Genomic DNA, 18,673 nt, shown 5'->3' with positions numbered 1-18,673 from the left:
GGAGTAAAAAATGCTACAGCCTGTTCAGCTTTTTAAAATCCTGTCGGATGAAACCCGTCTCGCCATTGTTATGCTTCTCCGGGAATCCGGCGAACTGTGCGTGTGCGATATATGCGCGGCGACCTCTGAATCACAGCCTAAAATTTCTCGCCACATGGCTATTCTGCGAGAAGCGGAACTGGTGCTTGACCGCCGGGAAGGCAAATGGATTCACTACCGTCTGTCTCCCCACATGCCTGCGTGGGCCGCTGAGACGATCACGACGTCCTGGCAGTGTCTGAGGAAAGATGTGGGTGAATGGCTGAAAAAATCAGCCTGCACATCCTGTTGAGAGAATTTTTCACATACACATAATCATATATAAAGGAATCTAAAATGCTTTTGGCAGGGAGTATTTTTATACTGACGCTGGTCCTGGTCATCTGGCAGCCCAGAGGTCTCAGCATTGGCTGGAGCGCAAGTATCGGAGCCTTACTGGCACTGGGGACAGGGGTCATCCACATTGATGATATTCCCGTAGTCTGGAATATCGTCTGGAACGCAACAGCGGCATTCATCGCGGTGATTATCATCAGCCTGCTGCTCGATGAGTCCGGTTTCTTTGAATGGGCCGCGCTGCATGTCTCCCGCTGGGGTAACGGGCGTGGTCGCCTGCTGTTTACCTGGATAATACTGCTTGGCGCTGCTGTTGCTGCGCTGTTTGCTAACGACGGTGCAGCACTGATACTGACGCCGATTGTGATTGCGATGCTACTCGCCCTGGGGTTCAGCCAGGCGACGACGCTGGCCTTTGTCATGGCTGCAGGATTTATCGCAGATACAGCCAGCCTGCCGCTGATTGTCTCTAACCTGGTCAATATTGTCTCGGCGGATTTCTTCGGCCTGGGCTTTACACAGTATGCCTCCGTGATGGTTCCTGTGAACCTGGCGGCCATTGCTGCCACGCTGGTCATGCTCCATCTCTTCTTCCGCCGCGACATCCCGGCCAGTTATGACGTTTCACTGCTCAAGATGCCTGCCAGTGCGATTAAAGATCCGGCGACGTTCAGGGCGGGCTGGATTGTTCTGCTGTTCCTGCTGGTCGGTTTCTTTGTTCTGGAGCCGCTGGGGATCCCAGTAAGCGCGATAGCAGCAGTTGGGGCTGCGGTGCTGTTCGTGGTAGCCAAGCGTGGCCACGCCATTAATACCGGGAAAGTGCTGCGCGGGGCGCCCTGGCAGATCGTGATTTTCTCGCTGGGTATGTATATGGTCGTCTACGGCCTGCGTAATGCAGGACTCACCGAGTATCTTTCTGCTGTACTCAATATGCTGGCAGACAAAGGTTTATGGGCTGCCACGTTCGGTACCGGCTTCCTGACTGCCTTCCTGTCGTCTGTGATGAACAATATGCCGACGGTGCTGATTGGTGCATTGTCCATTGACGGGAGTGCTGCGACCGGCGTCGTCAAAGAGGCGATGATTTATGCCAATGTGATTGGCTGCGATTTAGGGCCTAAAATCACCCCGATAGGCAGTCTGGCAACTCTGCTGTGGCTTCATGTGTTGGCACAGAAAAATATGACCATCACCTGGGGATATTACTTCCGCACCGGCATTATCATGACTCTGCCCGTGCTATTCGTCACTCTGGCCGCGCTGGCGTGGCGGCTCTCTGTCACTTTGTAATGAGATATTGATATGAGCAACATTACCATCTATCACAACCCGGCCTGTGGCACCTCACGTAACACGCTGGAGATGATCCGTAACAGCGGTAACGAACCAACTATTATTTATTATCTCGATACGCCCCCGACTCGTGATGAACTGACCAAACTGATTTCAGATATGGGCATTTCAGTACGCGCATTGCTGCGGAAGAACGTTGAACCTTATGAGCAGCTTGGTCTTGATGAAGATAAGTTTTCTGATGAGCAGTTGATCGATTTTATGATTCAGCATCCGATCCTGATTAATCGGCCGATTGTAGTGACGCCGCTTGGCACGCGTCTTTGTCGTCCCTCAGAAATTGTGCTGGATATTTTACCTGAAGGTCAGAAAGGCTCTTTTACCAAAGAGGATGGCGAAAAGGTCATTGACGAAACGGGGAAACGGGTTAAGTAATCTTTCCGCTTAATATTATCGGGTGCCTGTTGACTTCATACCGGTGCCTGCTCTTTGCTGATAACCCTCGTTCACGACTGGAGAAGCGTATTTGCGGGGGATCAAAACAGGTTCATTAGCCTGCCCACTTGCCAGAAGAGACATTTGTCTCACTCCGAATGCATTTCGTTTATCAATTATTGAAATAAATATATACATAATAGTTTTTGATTAGCAGAACTTACCGATGCAGGTCAGTTGAGGCAATTTCATTTCCCTTAGGGTAAGAGTCAAAAACTATCATGAAACAAGAGCTTGTATTGACAGATGAAGACTTACTTGCACGAGGTAACGATCGTTACGTCTTTCAGCATCCACAGGATAGTAACCTGCTGATCAAAATCGTTATTTCAGATATTGCGAACTATAAAAGCAAGTTACGGGAAGTCTTCCGGGACCTCAAAGAATGCAAGCCTGGTCATCAAACAGACTCTCTTTATATGCAAAAGATCGAAGGTCTTGTTGAAACAAATAAAGGTCTAGGGCAGATCACTGTGAAGGAGTGCGATGAGCATGGCAACCTTGCTCAAACTCTTTATCAGCTTGCTCTCAAAAAAGAACTCGATGACAGCAAATTGCAGAAGCTGAATGCTTTTTTAGCATGGTTTGTCAGCACCAAAGTCATTATTAACTCCTTGCATTGTAAAAACATTGTTTATGCCTGGGATAGCGAGCGTCAGGATTATCGCTTCAAAGTCATTGACGGTTTTGGTGACAAAACGTTTTTTCAACTCAGTAAGCTTTCGCAATCAGTTCGCGATAAGAATAAAATCAAATGTCTCAAGCGGATGCTTAACGATTTGAACGGTCTGCAACAAGCTTAACCACGCAGGTTAAAAATAATCGAATCACCAGTTTTCTGTTGCCGGACTTCCGATCCCGCATACCTGATTAACAAAGGTGTTTACGCAGAAGTAAGTTACATATTAACTTCTTGAAAAATATCCTGAACTGCTCGGCGTTCGTGCTGTGTGGGGGCAAATCCCACACCGGTACAATGGGAAAGAATAGAACAATCAAAGCAATAAGCAGTGTCGCGAAACCACCTACGGGTGGTTTTTTTGTGCCGGCTTTTGACGAACCATAGGTATTTTGCGTCAAGTAAGCCAGCCAGATACGTTAAGCCGCCCGCTACACACCCCCATTGCCAATCATTCTATCGATGAATCGGTGCATTAAACATAAACCTTCCCCGGGCTGGGTTGTTGATAAAGCCATCCCGGGCGGGATTATAGTTGTGGTCCTGAAAACCATTCATCATGATGGGATCGCCTATGCCATCCTGAATCGCCAAATGTCTGTGGATTCGGTTACGTGCCCTGAATGTGAAAGCGAAATCATCCGTCCCGCCAATGATGATGACGCCATTTCCTGCAAGAAGTGCCGCGCTTAACTCTTGCTCTCTTGCGGCCTGGTTTTGTAACGCGCTGGCTGCGGCAGACGATGACGCCAGCAGCAATACGAGGACGGCGCATGAAAATACCGGTGGCAGTTTCATGATTAATACCCATTAAAAGTATGGCTATTAAAGTATAGTCTTATACCTTCATCTCATCTGAATAGAAAATAAACAATTTAAGCCTGTTGCCTGTACGGAGTCTGAGGGGCCGGGAGAGGAGTGCCGCGCAATTAAGAACTATAATAAAAACAGTCGACAGCTGATGACTCCAGTTTGCAGATAGTACCGATACAGGGGGCGGTTATGCGCGGCTCATTTTCTCCGTGAGTTGCGTTCACCGCTACGACATCTGGCTGGATAATAATCACGGACTCCCTGCCAAAGTGATCAGCTATGCGCCAGATGGGCAGCGATTAGAAACTGTTCTTCTGGATGCTATGGTTATCAACACCCGTTTCCCCGTCAATTTTTTCACGCCTTGAGGGAGCCTGCACTATGACTGACTATCAGTTTTCCACAGTCTGGCGGGTTGAGGCTTCAATTCAGGAGGTATGGGATGTTTTTTCCCATCCGGATAGCTGGCCTGAATGGTGGGGAAGTCTGGAACGCATCGTTGAGATAAGGAAAGGGGATTTACGGGGTATTGGGGCGTTGCATCGTTATACCTGGAAAGGGGCGCTTCCTTATCGCTTAACCTTTGATATCAATGTGTTGAAAATACGGCCTTGCACATTGCTTGAAGGACAAGCCAGTGGCGCGGTGGAAGGGCGAGGGGTATGGTCTTTTACTGCCAATGGTACAGCGACTATTGTCAGATATGACTGGAATGTGCGTACCACGATCCGCTGGATGAATTATCTCGCCCCGCTGGCAGCACCTGTATTTCGCTGGAATCACAATACGGTCATGCGCGAAGGGGCAAGAGGGTTAGCCCGCAAACTGGCAACGACTGTGTATATAGTCTGAACGTATCTCCGCTGCTGTACTTTTTTGCCTGTAAATGGCTTAATAGCGACCTTGCAGTTTCTCACTTCATTCACAGTTAACAGGTCTGTTATTGATGAATAATCTCCATCGACTCGCCTTTTTATGCCAGCCTCTGTCTGCTGTGATGATCGCGTACGGTTTCCCCTTTAGCCGTAGCTCAACTCTTACAACCTGGACAGACAGCAATGCAACGTCGTCAGTTTCTCAAAAATAGCGTTCTCCTTTCCGCCGCCGGATTAGTCGGCCCTGCAGTCATTAGCCAGACGGTACGTGCCGCGGAGCCATCCGTTGCGCCAATAGCTCGTCGACGCTTTGTCTTATCTCAAACGTATAAACTTAATCCTCCTAAGGGATCGAGCGGCGTGGTGAAACTGTGGATCCCGCTACCGGTGGATACCGCGTTTCAACAAATGACAGCGCTTGCCTTTAGCGGAAACTATAAGCAGGCGTACGTCACCACCAATAATACCTACGGCGCGAAAACGCTGTTTGCCACTTGGGCTGACTCGCAGGGTGAATTGTTGGTTAACGTTGATATCGACATTGAAACCGCCGACTGGGAACCGCTGAAGCAGGACGCGCTGAAAAACTGGCAGGCACCTGAGCAGATTATTTATCCGCTGGATGTAAAACCGTATCTGTTGCCGACGGCACATACCCCAGTTGATGGACTGGTCCTGGAAACCGCGCGTAAAATCACCGGTAATGAGCAGGATCCGCTGAAAAAAGCGCGCCTGATTTACGAATGGGTCAGCAGCCATATGGAGCGTGACAACGACGTTATTGGCTGCGGCACGGGGGATGTGGCGGAGATATTAAAAAGCGGTAAGCTCAAAGGAAAATGCACCGACATGAGCTCCGTTTTTGTTGCTCTGGCGCGAGCCAGCGGTATTCCGGCGCGCGAACTGTTTGGCATCCGTCTGGGCAAGGCCAATAAGCTCGAACGTTACTCGAAAAGTGCTTTTGGCACAGCCGACAGTGCAGGCGTTGCCAATGTGAGCGGCGGTCAACACTGCCGTGCTGAGTTCTATCTGGCAGGTTACGGTTGGTTACCGTGCGATCCTGCTGACGTGACCAAAATGCGTCTGGCAGAGAAAAAAACGCATCAGGATGCCGATGTCCAGGCGGTTAACGCTTACCTGTTTGGTAACTGGGAAATGAACTGGGTTGGATTCAACTACGGACGTGATTTCGAGTTGTATCCGGCAACGGAGCAGGGGGCCATGAATAACTTTGGTTATCCTTACGCTGAAGTCGATGGCGACCCGATCAATTTTTATGATCCTAAAGCGTTCTCCTACAGCTATGTCGCCACAGAACAACGCTAAAGGTGCGGGGATTACCCTGTTGACGGCTGCTGCGGCCGCCGTCACCGCTGGCTTATGCTGTGTTGGACCGCTACTTTACCTGCTGTTTGGTATTTCGGCGGCGAGCTTCGCCGTTTTCACCCGGTTTGAGTTTTTGCGAACTCCTCTGGTACTGCTGTCCCTGGGATTATTACTGCGTGTCTTCTGGCGGCTCTATTTTTCCAAACGGTTGTGGTGCTCCGGGTGGTTAACTCTGAAGCAAGCGCGCGTTCTCTACTGGTGCGCGCTGGCATTGATTTTGCCGGTGCTATTTTACCCAACGCTTGTTGCCTGGTTTTATGAGGTATTTGAATGAAGATCTTCGCGTTAGTTGCATGCTTGCTGTTGCCGCTGTGGGCTCAGGCGGCCAATCAAAAAGTGGTGCTGGATATACAAAATATGACCTGCTCGTTATGCGTTATTTCGGTCAATCAGGCGCTACGTGAAACCGACGGTGTGATTAAAGCAAAATCCTCTCTCAAAACCAGGCAGGCAGAAGCCATCGTGCCAGAAGGTTTCCCAACCGATACTCTACTTAACGCAGTAGCGAAAACGGGCTATACCGCAACGCTCAACCGTATTGAACAACAGTAAACCACCTGCGGGTGGTTTTATTGTGTTTTCCCGGTATGATGCCCGGCGGCTTAGTGTTCTCTTTTGTGCGTTAACTACCGGAATTCCCCTCTTTTCCTGTTAACCTGAACAGGCGGCTGCTGTAAGCCGCATATGCCCATTTATATCTGTTATCCCTCCAGCCATGTAGGATGATCACAGGCAAGATTTTTTGACTAAGGAAAAGCGTTATGAAAACGGGACCATTAAACGAGAGCGAACTGGAATGGCTGGATGATGTACTGACTAAGTACAATACGGATAAGGCTATTCTGGATGTGTCAGAACTGGATGGTTTACTGACGGCGGTACTGAGTTCACCGTATGAAATTGAACCGGAGCAGTGGCTGGTCGCTATTTGGGGCGGCGCGCAGTATGTTCCTCGCTGGTCCTCCGAAAAAGAAATGACGCGTTTCATGAACCTGGCGTTTCAACATATGGCGGATACGGCCGATCGCCTGGATGAATATCCTGAGCAGTTTGAGCCGCTGTTTGGTTTGCGTGAAATTGACGAGCATGAACTGACCATCGTTGAAGAGTGGTGTTTTGGTTATATGCGCGGCGTCGCGCTGTCGGACTGGTCCGCGTTACCAGACTCGTTAAAACCAGCGCTCGAGGCTATTGCGCTGCACGGTACGGAAGAAAACTTTGCGGTCGTTGAGAAAATGACGCCAGAAGCGTTCGAAGAGAGCGTGGATGCCATCCGCCTGGCAGCGCTGGATCTGCATGCTTACTGGATGGCGCATCCTCAGGAAACGCCCGTTAAAGTACCGGTCAAAGTGGATGCCAAGGTAGGGCGCAATGACCCTTGTCCGTGCGGTAGCGGCAAAAAATATAAGCAGTGCTGTTTGCATTAAGAAAAAGGGGCGTTAAGCCCCTTTTGTTTTAACCCACTTCCGGTAGTAATCCTGCTGCAATAGAAAACTGTACGGCTATCACCACAATGCCGCACAAAAATACCAGCGCCAGCGCCGGAGCACCCCCTGCCACGCGGTAGTTAGCCTGTGGATTCTGTTTTCTGCTCTGCCATGCCAGCATCGAGGGAATGAGCAGCGCCAGCACCGCCAGGGCAACGCCCGCATACCCCAGGGCCATGACGAAACCACGCGGATAGAACAGCGCGAATGCCAGCGGCGGCAGGAAGGTCACCACGCCGGTTTGCATTCTTCCTGCTACGGTATTGCGGCGCTGGAAGAGGTCGGCCAGGTAGTCAAATAATCCCAATGCGACGCCGAGGAAAGAGGTTGCCAGCGCAAGGTCGGCAAACAGATGCACCGCCAGTTCGACGTGCGGCGAAGCCACGACTTCACGTAATGCTTGTAATAAACCGTTTAAACCAGCGTGGTTGGCTAACAGCCCCATGAACGTTGAGGAGTTAATACTGCCAAGCGTGGCCAGTTGCCAGAAGATATAGGCGACTAGCGGAATGGCGCTACCGGTGATAAACACCCAACGCAGTTTACGGATGTTACCGTTCATATAGCTGACGATACTGGGGACGCTGCCGTGAAAACCGAACGAAGTGAAGATAACCGGGATTGCAGACAGTGCCAGCCCCTGCTGAAGCGGTAACGTAAGCAGGTTTACTTTATGGATATGCGGCATTAACAGGGCCAGCATCACCACCAGGAAGATTATCTTGGCACTGAACAACAGACGGTTGAACAGATCGACCAAAGATGTGCCAACGCAAACCACGCCACCGGCAACAAAGGTGAACAGCAGTACGCCTGTTGTCGGGGAGAGCGTTGTCCCGGTCCAGTCGCTGATGCTGGAAGCCAGCAACTCACCAGCGCCACTGATATACGCCGCCGTCAGCGCGTACATTAAAAACATCATGCTAAAGCCCGTTACCCATTGTCCGTAACGACCAAGATAACGTTTTGCCAGCGTACCCAACCCGGTGTCTGCCGGTACGTGTTGATACACTTCAAGCAGCAACAGCGCGGTGTAGCACATTAGCGCCCAAAGACTCACTAACAATACCAGCGTGACGCTAAACCCCACGCCTGCCGCGGCCAGCGGCATTGCCAACATACCGGCACCAATCGTGGTTCCCGCCACGATAAAAATACTACCCAGGGTTCTGTTTTTCACGCTTTCCTCTGTCCCAGAGATAATCAACGGTTATATCTGCGGCGCAGGTTAAGGCAAAACGCTATTTTCGTCAAATCATCGTTACAATGAATGTACATTAATCTTTACGATGTTTGGCGCGTTAAGATGTATCACAAATGATATTTATCTGCGGGTAAACCTGCGTTAGCGCAAAGCAAGGCCGTGCCGTTCACATTAGGCTACGGACTTTATTGAGGAGGTAGTATGGAATCTATTCACGGTCACGAAGTGCTCAACATGATGATTGAATCTGGCGAGCAGTATTCAAATGCCAGCCTTGAAGCGGCGATAACGGCACGGTTTGGCGAGCAGGCTCGTTTTCACACCTGTTCTGCGGCGGATATGTCGGCAGCTGAGCTGGTGGCGTTTTTAGCGGCGAAGGGAAAGTTTATTGCAAAAGAAGACGGCTTCTCTACGCACGAAAGCAAGATCTGCCGTCACTGATTTTAGCGGGTAATGATGGCGGGTTGCCTTCATTACCCCACAACATTAATTCTGTGTATCAAGCGTAGCCAGTTCTTTATCGATGAAATAAAGACCTTCGCCACTTTTCCCTGCCAGCGATAACTTATCAATGACAGATTTAAATAATTTTTCTTCTTCATGCTGCTCGGCAACATACCATTGCAGGAAATTAAACGTCGGATAATCCTGGTGGGTCATTGCCGCGTGTGCCAGCTCATTAATTTTCTGGGTGATCAACTGCTCGTGTTCGTAAGTAACACGGAACAGTTCGTCCAGAGACGCATATTCAGCAAAGGGGGAAGGAACGGTGTTAATACACGGCAAGCTGCCGGTATCGGTCAGGTAGTCAAACAGACGCTGCATATGCGTCATCTCTTCCTGGGCGTGACGGCGCAGGAACGCGGCGGCACCTTCAAAGCTGTGATAGCTGCACCACGCGCTCATCTGTTGGTAGAGCAGAGATGAATATAATTCAAGGTTCATTTGCTCATTCAGTTGGTCGATCATTTCTGTTTTCAGCATGGTTGTGCTCCACAAACGTTATTATATATTAGCGTGGCGTCACTATAATTTGTTATTTAATTATTTGCAAAAGGTAAAATAATAAATTTATTTATTAAAAATGCGAATGGGAATAAAACGCATTAACGCTATTAAGCGGAGAATATAAATAATGAAAAGGCAGAAGACCAGCAATAATGTGCTGGTCGAAAATATTAATAATTGAAGGCAGGCGATTGGGATACCGCAACGCCGTGACACTGCCAGGCGAGCGTGATTTTGGTATTTAAACACAGAGAACCGGCATATACGCTACAGGTTGATACCGGCTGACCAAACGCCATGGCGTTGGCATAACCCAGGCGCTGACACTCTTTGGTGGCTGTGCCTTGGGTCACGTAATCATCGGTACGCGCCGTTTGTAGCATGGCCTGGTTGTAGGTCAGGCGAACGACGCCGGTGATGGCACTGGCTTCGCTGACCTGCGCCTGTTTAGTAATAGTGCATCCTGTCAGCACGAGCGGCAAAAGGGCAAGGATAAAGGTCTTCATGTGATCGCTCTGAAAGTTCGGAGATAGGCTATCATGGCATATGTGGTGGCGCATCAATGGCTTGAATAGCCCGAAGATCACCTGCGATTAATCGCAACGACGTCATTTTATTGAGGCTATTCTGAGCTGTCTCAGAAAAAAATGTGAGCACCTCATTATTTTATAAAACAAAATTTCATTAAATTTGAAAGTGAGTTTGCAAAATAGTAATGTGGCCTGAATGTTATGACTTTCAGCGGGCCTCCGCAGCGCATTCAGGAGATTACAGAATGAAAATTGCATTGATGATGGAAAACAGCCAGGCAAGCAAAAATGCCATCATTCATAACGAGCTTAAAGCCGTTGCGGATGAGAAAGGTTTTCCGGTGTATAACGTCGGGATGAGCGACGAAAATGACCATCATCTGACCTACATCCATTTAGGGATTATGGCCAGCATCCTGCTCAATTCCAAAGCCGTGGATTTTGTGGTTACGGGTTGCGGTACGGGTCAGGGGGCAATGATGTCACTGAATATACATCCGGGCGTGGTGTGCGGTTACTGTCTCGATCCGGCAGACGCATTCTTGTTCTCTCAGATCAACAACGGGAATGCGCTTTCTCTGGCATTCGCCAAAGGTTTTGGCTGGGGTGCTGAGCTGAATGTGCGCTATATGTTTGAAAAAGCATTCACTGGTCGTAACGGCGAAGGGTATCCACCAGAGCGTAAAGAGCCGCAGGTGCGTAACGCGGGGATCTTGAACCAGGTGAAAGCGGCGGTGGTAAAAGAAAACTATCTGGACACTCTGCGCGCTATCGATCCTGAACTGGTAAAAACCGCCGTATCTGGTCCGCGCTTCCAGCAGTGCTTCTTTGAAAACTGCCAGGACAAAGCGATCGAAGCGTTTGTACGCGAGATAGTTGGCTAAATCCTGTTGGCCCGGCGGTGTTCGCTTGCCGGGCTATTTGTTCTTGCTAGATACCGCGCTTCCAGCATCATGGGCAAGCCGCAGCGTATCAACCATACCTACCAGACAAATAATCGCAATAGCGACAAAGGCCAGCCGGAAACTGATCCCCGGAATATTGCCTAATGCCAGCCATTCACTCACCTCATCACCGATACGGATCCCGATAGCGGCCAACGAAATGCCCAAGCCTACCGCTAATTGTGTTGCCGTACTAAACAGCGTATTGGCGTAGCTCATTTGTGGTCCGGGGACGTCCGCAAAGGCAAGCGTGCTGATGCCGGTAAACTGAATTGAGCGGAACACGCCGCCCAGATACAACACCAACAAAATAACCCACACCGGGGTCTGCGGCGTAATTAATGCACAGGCCAACAGCGCCAGGACGTTTAGCGCACCGTTGATTAACAGCAGTTTCTTAAAGCCCAGCCAGCGTATCAACGGCGTGGTGGCAGGTTTTATCGTCAGATTGCCCACAAACACCGCCAGAACCAGCGAACCCGCGTGAAAAGCGTTCATGCCAAAACCGACCTGGAACATTAACGGCAGCAGAAATGGTACAGCGCTAATAGAGGCACGAAATAGTGACCCGCCGTACAGGGTGACGCGAAAAGTAGGGACGCTCATGGCATCAAGACGAATCATCGGCCAGGTAGTGTGACGAAAATGATGCAGGGCAAACAGAAAGGTCACGGTTCCTAGCGCCAGCAGCCCGGCGGTTAGCCAGCCCTGCGGCTGCTGGGTTCCCAGTAACTCCATGGCATACACCAGGCTAACCATCGCAACTGAGGTCGCGATAAAACCCGCTATATCAAATGGACGGTGCTCGTCGTCATGAATATCCGGGATGAAACGTAGCGCCAGCGCGATCGCCAAAATTCCCAGCGGTACGTTAATAAAGAAGATCCAACGCCAGTTAGCATAGCTGGTAATGAATCCTCCAAGCGGTGGTCCGATGATAGGCGCGACTAACGCGGGCCAGGTCAGGGTCGCTATGGCGGTGATCAACTGATGTTTAGGCGTGGTGCGCAGTACCGCGAGACGGCCAACAGGAACCATTAGCGCGCCACCCACACCCTGTAAAATTCGCATTGCTACAAAGCTCTCAAGGCTTTCGGACAAACCGCATAAAACCGAAGCGAGAGTAAAAATCGCCAGCGCCAGGGTAAACACTTTTCGGGCGCCGAAGCGATCCGCAATCCAGCCGCTGGCGGGGATAAGCACCGCGAGGGTGATCAAGTAGGCGCTGATACCAATGTTCAGGTCTACCGCCTGTACGCCAAAGCTTTTGGCCATGTCGGGTAGGGCTGTGGCAATCACCGTGCCGTCAATAAATTCCATAAAGAAAGCCCCGGCAACAAGTAATGCTGCCGGGGAAAGACCGCGTTGGTTCTCAACCGCTAACTGTTCACTCATGTTGTGCTTGCCATCTCAAAAGAAACTGACTGGACCTTTTTTATTTTCAGCGCATTTGTAATGTGTGCGCGGCTATCGTTTCGATCGCTGAATAGGTACTATGACGACCTTTCTATAAGGAGCTCACTATGTCCCAAACATTGAATGCCGATCAGGAACTGCTCTCGGACGTTGTTGCCTGTCAGCTGGTTATCAAGCAAATTCTGGATGTTCTTGATGTTATTGCCCCGGTAGAAGTTCGGGAAAAAATGTCCAGCCAACTGAAAAACATCGATTTTTCCAGCCATCCTGCAGGGGCCGATCCGGTCACTATGCGCGCAATACAAAAAGCGGTTGCCTTGATCGAGTTGAAATTCACGCCGCAGAATGAATCCCACTAAAATAAACCGTTGTTTCAGGTTTTAGAAAGGTTTTTTTGCGCCTCGCAGAATGGGAGGCGCGTGCCAGGGAAAATCAGAGGTTGACCGGATAAGGTGCGCAGCATCGCTATCCGGCATTAACGCGATGAAAACTGAAGATTAGTGATGCTGGTAGTTAACGACGTTGAGCAAGTGCTTATCGGTTTGCGCCATGCACAGCCCCGCGCGTTTGGCGCTGCGGACTTCATCAAGAATCGTCTGTAACAGCACGCCATCCTGCTGCTGCTCTTTTTCCAGATCGTGAAGAAAATCAATGGTTGGCGCATCGTTTAATGCTTCAGCTTCATTGGTTAAACGCGAGAGCTTACTCGAACGCTGCTGATATTCATCCAACGTTTTCTGAAACAATTCTTCAAGGGAACTCAGTTCATCACCCGGCACATCCATGGCCTTGACGATGGGATTAGCCCCGGCACTTTTCATAAAATTGAACATACGCATCATTTGAGTCACGTTACCTTGCGCCTGCGTGCGTAGAAACGTGGCTGTACCTGTCAGGCTATGCTCGTAGCACCATTCGCTGAGATGCAGGTAAAGATTCGAGGCGTAGAACTCGAGGTTCATTTGTGTATTGAGTTTATGAACAATTCCAACTGCAGCCATATCAATATCCTTATTTCCAGAAAGGGGGATGTACGTTACTCACGCCAGTACAGCGGGCTGCCGCTGCACTTCACCTCTACGTACAATTAAAACTGTTAGCAGAATAAATCCGTTCCGCCGGTCCTTTAGTGATCACGAATTATATTCGCTCCGATCGAGATTCAGCATAACGCTTGCTCTGGTATAAGAAAATCCTTAAATCTGCGTATTTATGTTTTTTTACATATTGTCATAACAGTATTCATGCTTCTGCTTTTTTGGCATATAGATGACATGAATGTAAGGGGTTGAAATTTATGTCATTAAATGATTTTCACGATAATGAAATGGTATTTCATATCACAAAATTAAATTCCACAATAAGGTATTGTCTGGCATCTGATGATTATCTGCCCAAGTTGAAAGGCAATTTCACGATCGGGATGGATTAGTACAAATTATCTGATGGCTAATTTTTTGCGCCAGATCAGTTTTAATCAAATTGAGAAATTTAACAGTCTGCACTGGTCGTCATTAATTGTTTCGTTTATGTGGATTAAGCAAGGAGTTACATATGAAGAAGGTTGCGGTGCTGCTGGCACCCGGTTTTGAAGAGGCGGAGGCGATTGTTACCCTGGATATTCTGCGTCGCCTGAATATCGAAGTCGAAACCCTGGCCTGCGCAGAGTCACGTGCGGTGGTGAGTTATCATGACGTACCGATGGTGATGGATAGCACGTTGGCCGCGCGCCAGACGTATCTCTACGATGCCGTCGTATTGCCAGGCGGGCCGCAGGGCAGCGTTAATCTTGCCGCCAGTGAGGCGGTCATCCAGTTTGTATCTCGTCATGATCAGGCAGGAAAGCTCATTTGCCCGGTATGTTCTGCGGCCGCGCGCGTGTTGGGCGGCAACGGTCTGCTGAAGGGGCGTCGCTATGTTTGCTCAGGAGATCTGTGGCAAAACGTCACGGACGGGGAATATATCGATGCGCCGGTTGTTGAAGATGGCAATCTGATCAGCGGCAAAGGGTTAGGGCATATTTTCGATTTTGCGTTGACGCTTGCGGCGCGCCTGCTGGGAGATGACATTCCGGTTCGCGATCACGCTGACCACATTTATTACCGATGGTAATCATGTTCCCGAATGCTTCGGTATTCGGGAACAAGGATTCGTTGGCTGATGTTATGGATTAATCTGCTATCCCTCTTTTTTCCCGTCGACAAAACCGCGTTTTTTTATGTCATTTCCCGCTGAATTTATGTACGCAATTACTGTAATTCTGTGGTGTGATGCCGCTCTCTTATGGAGAATCAATTTCCCGCTAAAACTACTCTCAGCACTGGCATTGATCTTATCACTAAAAGGTAATGCCTTGTTTTACGTCCGAATTACAAAAAATCGTCTGATTTTACCCTACATAAAAGAACGTTAAAGCTGGAGTTAACCATGCACAAATTCACTAAAGCGCTGGCTGCCATCGGTCTGGCTGCCATTATGTCACAATCCGCTATCGCTGAATCCATGAAGCTCGGTTTCCTGGTCAAACAACCGGAAGAACCGTGGTTCCAGACTGAATGGAAATTTGCCGATAAAGCCGGTAAAGACCTCGGCTTTGAGGTGATTAAAATTGCCGTCCCGGATGGTGAGAAGACCCTTAACGCCATCGACAGCCTGGCTGCAAGTGGCGCAAAAGGTTTTGTGATTTGTACGCCGGACCCCAAACTCGGGCCTGCCATTATGGCCAAGGCGCGTGGCTACGATATGAAAGTCATTGCCGTCGACGACCAGTTTGCTAACGCCAAAGGTAAGCCGATGGATACCGTGCCGCTGGTGATGATGGCTGCAACCAAAATTGGTGAGCGCCAGGGCCAGGAGCTGTATAAGGAGATGCAAAAGCGCGGTTGGGATGTGAAATCCACAGCCGTAATGGCCATTACCGCGAATGAACTCGATACCGCGCGTCGCCGTACATCGGGTTCAATGGAAGCGCTTAAAGCCGCAGGCTTCCCGGAAAAACAGATCTACCAGGTCCCCACTAAATCGAATGACATCCCCGGGGCATTCGATGCCGCTAACTCCATGCTGGTTCAGCACCCTGAAGTCAAACACTGGCTGATTGTTGGCATGAACGACAACACCGTGCTGGGCGGCGTACGTGCGACCGAAGGGCAGGGCTTCAAAGCGCCGAATGTGATTGGTATCGGCATCAACGGCGTTGATGCCGTGAGCGAACTTTCCAAAGGCGAAGCGACCGGGTTCTACGGTTCACTCCTGCCAAGCCCGGACGTTCACGGCTACAAATCAAGTGAGATGCTCTACAACTGGGTAACGAAAGGTGCAGAGCCACCGGCGTTTACGGAAGTGACGGATGTGGTGCTGATTACCCGCGATAACTTTAAAGAAGAACTGGCGAAGAAAGGCTTAGGCGGTAAATAACACAAATGCCGGATGCGACGCCAACGCGTCTTATCCGGCCTACGAATTGCGTACTCAGTAGGCCGGATAAGGCAAAGCCGCTATCCGGCATAAAGATCTGACTCACGGAGACGTTATGCAACAGTCTACCCCGTATCTCTCATTTCGCGGCATTGGCAAAACGTTCCCCGGCGTTAAAGCGCTCACGGATATCAGTTTCGACTGCTATGCCGGTCAGGTGCATGCGCTGATGGGCGAAAATGGCGCCGGGAAATCAACACTATTAAAAATTCTCAGCGGCAACTATGCGCCAACGACGGGATCTTTGGCGATCCGCGGACAAGAGGTTTCGTTTGCGGACACCAATGCCGCGCTGAACGCCGGTGTTGCCATTATTTACCAGGAGCTGCATCTCGTCCCGGAAATGACCGTTGCCGAGAATATTTATTTAGGGCAGATGCCGCACAAAGGCGGGATTGTGAACCGCTCGCTGCTGAACTATGAAGCGGGGCTTCAGCTTAAGCATCTGGGCATGGATATCGATCCCGATACGCCGTTGAAATACCTCTCCATTGGGCAATGGCAGATGGTGGAGATTGCGAAAGCGCTGGCGCGCAACGCCAAAATTATCGCGTTTGATGAACCCACCAGCTCCCTTTCAGCGCGCGAGATTGAGAATCTGTTTCGCGTCATCCGTGAGCTACGCAACGAAGGGCGCATCATCCTGTACGTTTCGCACCGTATGGAGGAGATCTTTGCCCTTAGCGATGCCATCACCGTGTTTAAAGATGGTCATTACGTCAAAACGTTCACGGATATGCAGCAGGTCGATCACGACGCGCTGGTACAGGCGATGGTCGGGCGCGACCTCGGTGATATTTATGGCTGGAAATCCAGACCTTATGGTGCAGAGCGCCTGCGTTTGCATGACGTTAAAGCCCCAGGCGTGCGTACCCCGATCAGTTTATCAGTGCGCAGTGGTGAAATTGTTGGATTGTTTGGACTGGTGGGCGCCGGACGTAGCGAATTAATGAAAGGTCTGTTTGGCGGCACGCGTATCACGGCAGGCCAGGTGTTTATCGATGAACAGCCTATTGATATCCGTAAACCGAGCCACGCCATTGAAGCGGGGATGATGCTGTGCCCGGAAGATCGCAAGGCTGAAGGGATCATTCCGGTCCATTCGGTACGTAACAACATCAACATCAGTGCCCGTCGTAAACATGTTCTGGGCGGATGCGTGATCAATAACGGCTGGGAAGAGACCAATGCCGATCACCATATTCGCTCACTCAATATTAAAACGCCGGGCGCGGAGCAACTGATTATGAACCTCTCCGGCGGTAATCAACAGAAGGCTATTCTCGGCCGTTGGTTATCGGAAGAGATGAAAGTGATTTTGCTGGACGAACCTACACGCGGTATTGATGTGGGCGCCAAGCATGAAATTTATAACGTGATTTATGCCCTCGCGGCGCGCGGCGTGGCCGTGCTGTTTGCTTCCAGCGATCTGCCAGAAGTGCTCGGTGTCGCCGACCGTATCGTGGTGATGAGAGAAGGCGAAATTGCCGGTGAGTTACTTCATGAACAGGCGGATGAGCGCCAGGCGTTAAGCCTTGCTATGCCAAAAGTTAGCCAGGCTGTAGCCTGAATAAGGAGAGAATGATGTCTTCCGTTTCAACATCGGGTTCAGGTGCTGCAAAGTCGGCGCTAAATCTTGGTCGTATTTGGGATCAATACGGGATGCTGGTCGTGTTCGCCGCGCTGTTCCTGGTTTGTTCCCTCTTTGTGCCTAACTTTGCCACTTTCATCAACATGAAGGGGCTGGGGCTGGCGGTATCGATGTCGGGTATGGTCGCGTGTGGGATGCTGTTTTGCCTGGCATCCGGTGACTTCGACCTGTCCGTTGCCTCCGTGATTGCCTGCGCCGGGGTTACTACAGCCGTGGTCATTAATATGACCGAAAGCCTGTGGATTGGCGTGGCTGCCGGGCTACTGCTCGGTATTCTATGTGGTCTGGTGAATGGGTTCGTGATTGCGCGGCTGAAAATTAACGCCCTGATCACGACCCTTGCGACGATGCAGATTGTGCGTGGTCTGGCCTACATTATTTCCGACGGTAAGGCGGTAGGGATTGAAGACGAGCGCTTCTTCACTCTCGGCTACGCCAACTGGTTTGGTCTGCCGGCACCTATCTGGATCACGGTCGTCTGTTTCATCGTTTTTGGCTTACTGCTCAATAAAACCACGTTTGGTCGTAACACGCTGGCCATTGGGGGGAATGAAGAGGCGGCACGTCTGGCTGGGGTTCCGGTCGTTCGTACCAAAATTATTATCTTTATTCTGTCCGGGCTGGTATCCGCCATCGCCGGGATTATCCTCGCATCTCGTATGACCAGCGGCCAGCCAATGACCTCAATCGGCTATGAGCTGATCGTGATTTCCGCGTGCGTGTTAGGGGGCGTTTCGCTTAAAGGCGGCATCGGAAAAATCTCATATGTGGTAGCCGGGGTGTTGATTCTGGGAACGGTTGAGAATGCAATGAACCTGCTGAACATCTCTCCGTTCGCACAGTATGTCGTACGTGGTCTGATCCTGCTGGCGGCGGTGATCTTCGACCGTTACAAGCAAAAAGCGAAGCGTACTGTTTGATGATTTTAACCCCAACTTTTTAGTCTAGCTTTAGCTCATCGCCAGCCGCTACCCGGCTGGCGATTGTTTTTCCAAATGGCGAGCATGGTCACACTGTCTATACTTATATCCGTCATACAT

The 18,673-nt window shown here is 50.2% G+C and carries 22 protein-coding genes; 16 read left to right on the top strand and 6 right to left on the bottom strand.

The genetic code is table 11. The features are described from left to right. Positions 1–10 precede the first annotated feature (10 nt). From B9P82_RS24815 to B9P82_RS24800, 4 genes are all read left to right on the top strand, one after another. Entirely contained in the window at positions 11–331 is a 321-nt protein-coding gene (locus tag B9P82_RS24815; RefSeq protein ID WP_016153468.1) for a transcriptional regulator, read from the top strand. Between the two features lie 44 nt (positions 332–375). Then, positions 376–1,665, top strand: a complete 1,290-nt coding sequence (locus B9P82_RS24810; RefSeq protein WP_016156830.1) for an arsenic transporter — start codon at positions 376–378, stop codon at positions 1,663–1,665. A gap of 12 nt (positions 1,666–1,677) precedes the next feature. Then, positions 1,678–2,103 carry a glutaredoxin-dependent arsenate reductase gene (arsC, locus tag B9P82_RS24805; RefSeq protein ID WP_019077061.1) on the top strand — a complete coding sequence of 142 codons (426 nt, stop codon included), beginning with the start codon at positions 1,678–1,680 and terminating at the stop codon, positions 2,101–2,103. A gap of 281 nt (positions 2,104–2,384) precedes the next feature. Beyond that, complete coding sequence (locus B9P82_RS24800; RefSeq protein ID WP_016156828.1) at positions 2,385–2,966, top strand: YrbL family protein; 582 nt, start codon at positions 2,385–2,387, stop codon at positions 2,964–2,966. A gap of 332 nt (positions 2,967–3,298) precedes the next feature. On the opposite strand, the gene B9P82_RS24795 is transcribed toward B9P82_RS24800, so the two are convergent. Further along, the gene (locus B9P82_RS24795; protein ID WP_101701143.1) at positions 3,299–3,640 is read right to left on the bottom strand and encodes a hypothetical protein; all 342 of its coding nucleotides are present in this window, start codon (positions 3,638–3,640) and stop codon (positions 3,299–3,301) included. Positions 3,641–4,036: 396 nt separating this feature from the next. On the opposite strand from B9P82_RS24795, the gene B9P82_RS24785 reads away from it, so the two are divergent. The 5 genes from B9P82_RS24785 to B9P82_RS24765 all read left to right on the top strand — a co-directional run bounded on the left by B9P82_RS24785 (position 4,037) and on the right by B9P82_RS24765 (position 7,343). Beyond that, positions 4,037–4,507 carry an SRPBCC family protein gene (locus B9P82_RS24785; RefSeq protein ID WP_075849189.1) on the top strand — a complete coding sequence of 157 codons (471 nt, stop codon included), beginning with the start codon at positions 4,037–4,039 and terminating at the stop codon, positions 4,505–4,507. Between the two features lie 206 nt (positions 4,508–4,713). Then, the gene (locus B9P82_RS24780) at positions 4,714–5,856 is read left to right on the top strand and encodes a transglutaminase-like domain-containing protein (RefSeq protein ID WP_029139580.1); all 1,143 of its coding nucleotides are present in this window, start codon (positions 4,714–4,716) and stop codon (positions 5,854–5,856) included. Further along, positions 5,834–6,190 carry a mercuric transporter MerT family protein gene (locus B9P82_RS24775; protein ID WP_047416569.1) on the top strand — a complete coding sequence of 119 codons (357 nt, stop codon included), beginning with the start codon at positions 5,834–5,836 and terminating at the stop codon, positions 6,188–6,190. The genes B9P82_RS24780 and B9P82_RS24775 overlap by 23 nt, the downstream gene beginning before the upstream one ends. After that, on the top strand, positions 6,187–6,468 hold the full coding sequence (locus B9P82_RS24770; protein ID WP_016153460.1) for a heavy-metal-associated domain-containing protein: 282 nt from the start codon (positions 6,187–6,189) through the stop codon (positions 6,466–6,468). Before B9P82_RS24775 ends, B9P82_RS24770 begins: the two co-directional genes overlap by 4 nt. Positions 6,469–6,677: 209 nt before the next feature. Beyond that, positions 6,678–7,343 carry a YecA/YgfB family protein gene (locus B9P82_RS24765; protein WP_019077057.1) on the top strand — a complete coding sequence of 222 codons (666 nt, stop codon included), beginning with the start codon at positions 6,678–6,680 and terminating at the stop codon, positions 7,341–7,343. Between the two features lie 28 nt (positions 7,344–7,371). On the opposite strand, the gene tyrP is transcribed toward B9P82_RS24765, so the two are convergent. After that, positions 7,372–8,583 carry a tyrosine transporter TyrP gene (tyrP, locus tag B9P82_RS24760; protein WP_016153458.1) on the bottom strand — a complete coding sequence of 404 codons (1,212 nt, stop codon included), beginning with the start codon at positions 8,581–8,583 and terminating at the stop codon, positions 7,372–7,374. Between the two features lie 225 nt (positions 8,584–8,808). On the opposite strand from tyrP, the gene B9P82_RS24755 reads away from it, so the two are divergent. Continuing rightward, complete coding sequence (locus B9P82_RS24755) at positions 8,809–9,048, top strand: YecH family metal-binding protein (RefSeq protein ID WP_016153457.1); 240 nt, start codon at positions 8,809–8,811, stop codon at positions 9,046–9,048. 45 nt (positions 9,049–9,093) lie between these two features. On the opposite strand, the gene ftnA is transcribed toward B9P82_RS24755, so the two are convergent. Both ftnA and B9P82_RS24745 read right to left on the bottom strand, forming a co-directional pair. Continuing rightward, positions 9,094–9,591, bottom strand: coding sequence for a non-heme ferritin (gene ftnA, locus B9P82_RS24750; RefSeq protein WP_016153456.1), 498 nt, complete (start codon positions 9,589–9,591; stop codon positions 9,094–9,096). 194 nt (positions 9,592–9,785) lie between these two features. Then, a complete protein-coding gene (locus tag B9P82_RS24745) occupies positions 9,786–10,121 on the bottom strand; it encodes a YecR-like family lipoprotein (protein WP_016153455.1) in 336 nt (111 codons plus the stop codon). A gap of 269 nt (positions 10,122–10,390) precedes the next feature. On the opposite strand from B9P82_RS24745, the gene B9P82_RS24740 reads away from it, so the two are divergent. Beyond that, on the top strand, positions 10,391–11,029 hold the full coding sequence (locus B9P82_RS24740) for an RpiB/LacA/LacB family sugar-phosphate isomerase (protein WP_016153454.1): 639 nt from the start codon (positions 10,391–10,393) through the stop codon (positions 11,027–11,029). 33 nt (positions 11,030–11,062) lie between these two features. Here the strand turns inward: B9P82_RS24740 and B9P82_RS24735 are convergent, their stop codons facing one another. Further along, entirely contained in the window at positions 11,063–12,484 is a 1,422-nt protein-coding gene (locus B9P82_RS24735) for an MFS transporter (protein WP_049269077.1), read from the bottom strand. 128 nt (positions 12,485–12,612) lie between these two features. Here B9P82_RS24735 and B9P82_RS24730 point away from each other — a divergent pair, with 128 nt between their 5' ends. Continuing rightward, positions 12,613–12,864 carry a DUF2766 family protein gene (locus tag B9P82_RS24730; RefSeq protein ID WP_016153452.1) on the top strand — a complete coding sequence of 84 codons (252 nt, stop codon included), beginning with the start codon at positions 12,613–12,615 and terminating at the stop codon, positions 12,862–12,864. A 138-nt stretch (positions 12,865–13,002) separates the two neighbouring features. Here B9P82_RS24730 and B9P82_RS24725 read toward each other — a convergent pair whose 3' ends face one another. Then, positions 13,003–13,506 (bottom strand): non-heme ferritin-like protein, encoded by a 504-nt coding sequence (locus tag B9P82_RS24725; protein ID WP_016153451.1) that lies wholly within the window; start codon positions 13,504–13,506, stop codon positions 13,003–13,005. A gap of 553 nt (positions 13,507–14,059) precedes the next feature. Here B9P82_RS24725 and B9P82_RS24720 point away from each other — a divergent pair. From B9P82_RS24720 to araH, 4 genes are all read left to right on the top strand, one after another. Then, positions 14,060–14,617: a DJ-1/PfpI family protein gene (locus B9P82_RS24720; RefSeq protein ID WP_019077051.1), complete on the top strand. Its 558-nt coding sequence runs from the start codon at positions 14,060–14,062 to the stop codon at positions 14,615–14,617. Positions 14,618–14,932: 315 nt separating this feature from the next. Next, complete coding sequence (locus B9P82_RS24710) at positions 14,933–15,922, top strand: arabinose ABC transporter substrate-binding protein (RefSeq protein WP_003034602.1); 990 nt, start codon at positions 14,933–14,935, stop codon at positions 15,920–15,922. A 115-nt stretch (positions 15,923–16,037) separates the two neighbouring features. Further along, positions 16,038–17,552, top strand: a complete 1,515-nt coding sequence (araG, locus tag B9P82_RS24705) for an arabinose ABC transporter ATP-binding protein AraG (protein WP_016156817.1) — start codon at positions 16,038–16,040, stop codon at positions 17,550–17,552. Between the two features lie 14 nt (positions 17,553–17,566). Next, positions 17,567–18,553, top strand: a complete 987-nt coding sequence (gene araH / locus B9P82_RS24700; RefSeq protein ID WP_016153448.1) for an L-arabinose ABC transporter permease AraH — start codon at positions 17,567–17,569, stop codon at positions 18,551–18,553. Positions 18,554–18,673: the final 120 nt, after the last annotated feature.

It is taken from the genome of Citrobacter sp. L55 (assembly GCF_002850715.1).
GTDB lineage: Bacteria > Pseudomonadota > Gammaproteobacteria > Enterobacterales > Enterobacteriaceae > Citrobacter > Citrobacter braakii.
The sequence above is the reverse complement of the archived record's forward strand: the minus strand, read 5'-3'. Positions and strand labels throughout refer to the sequence as shown.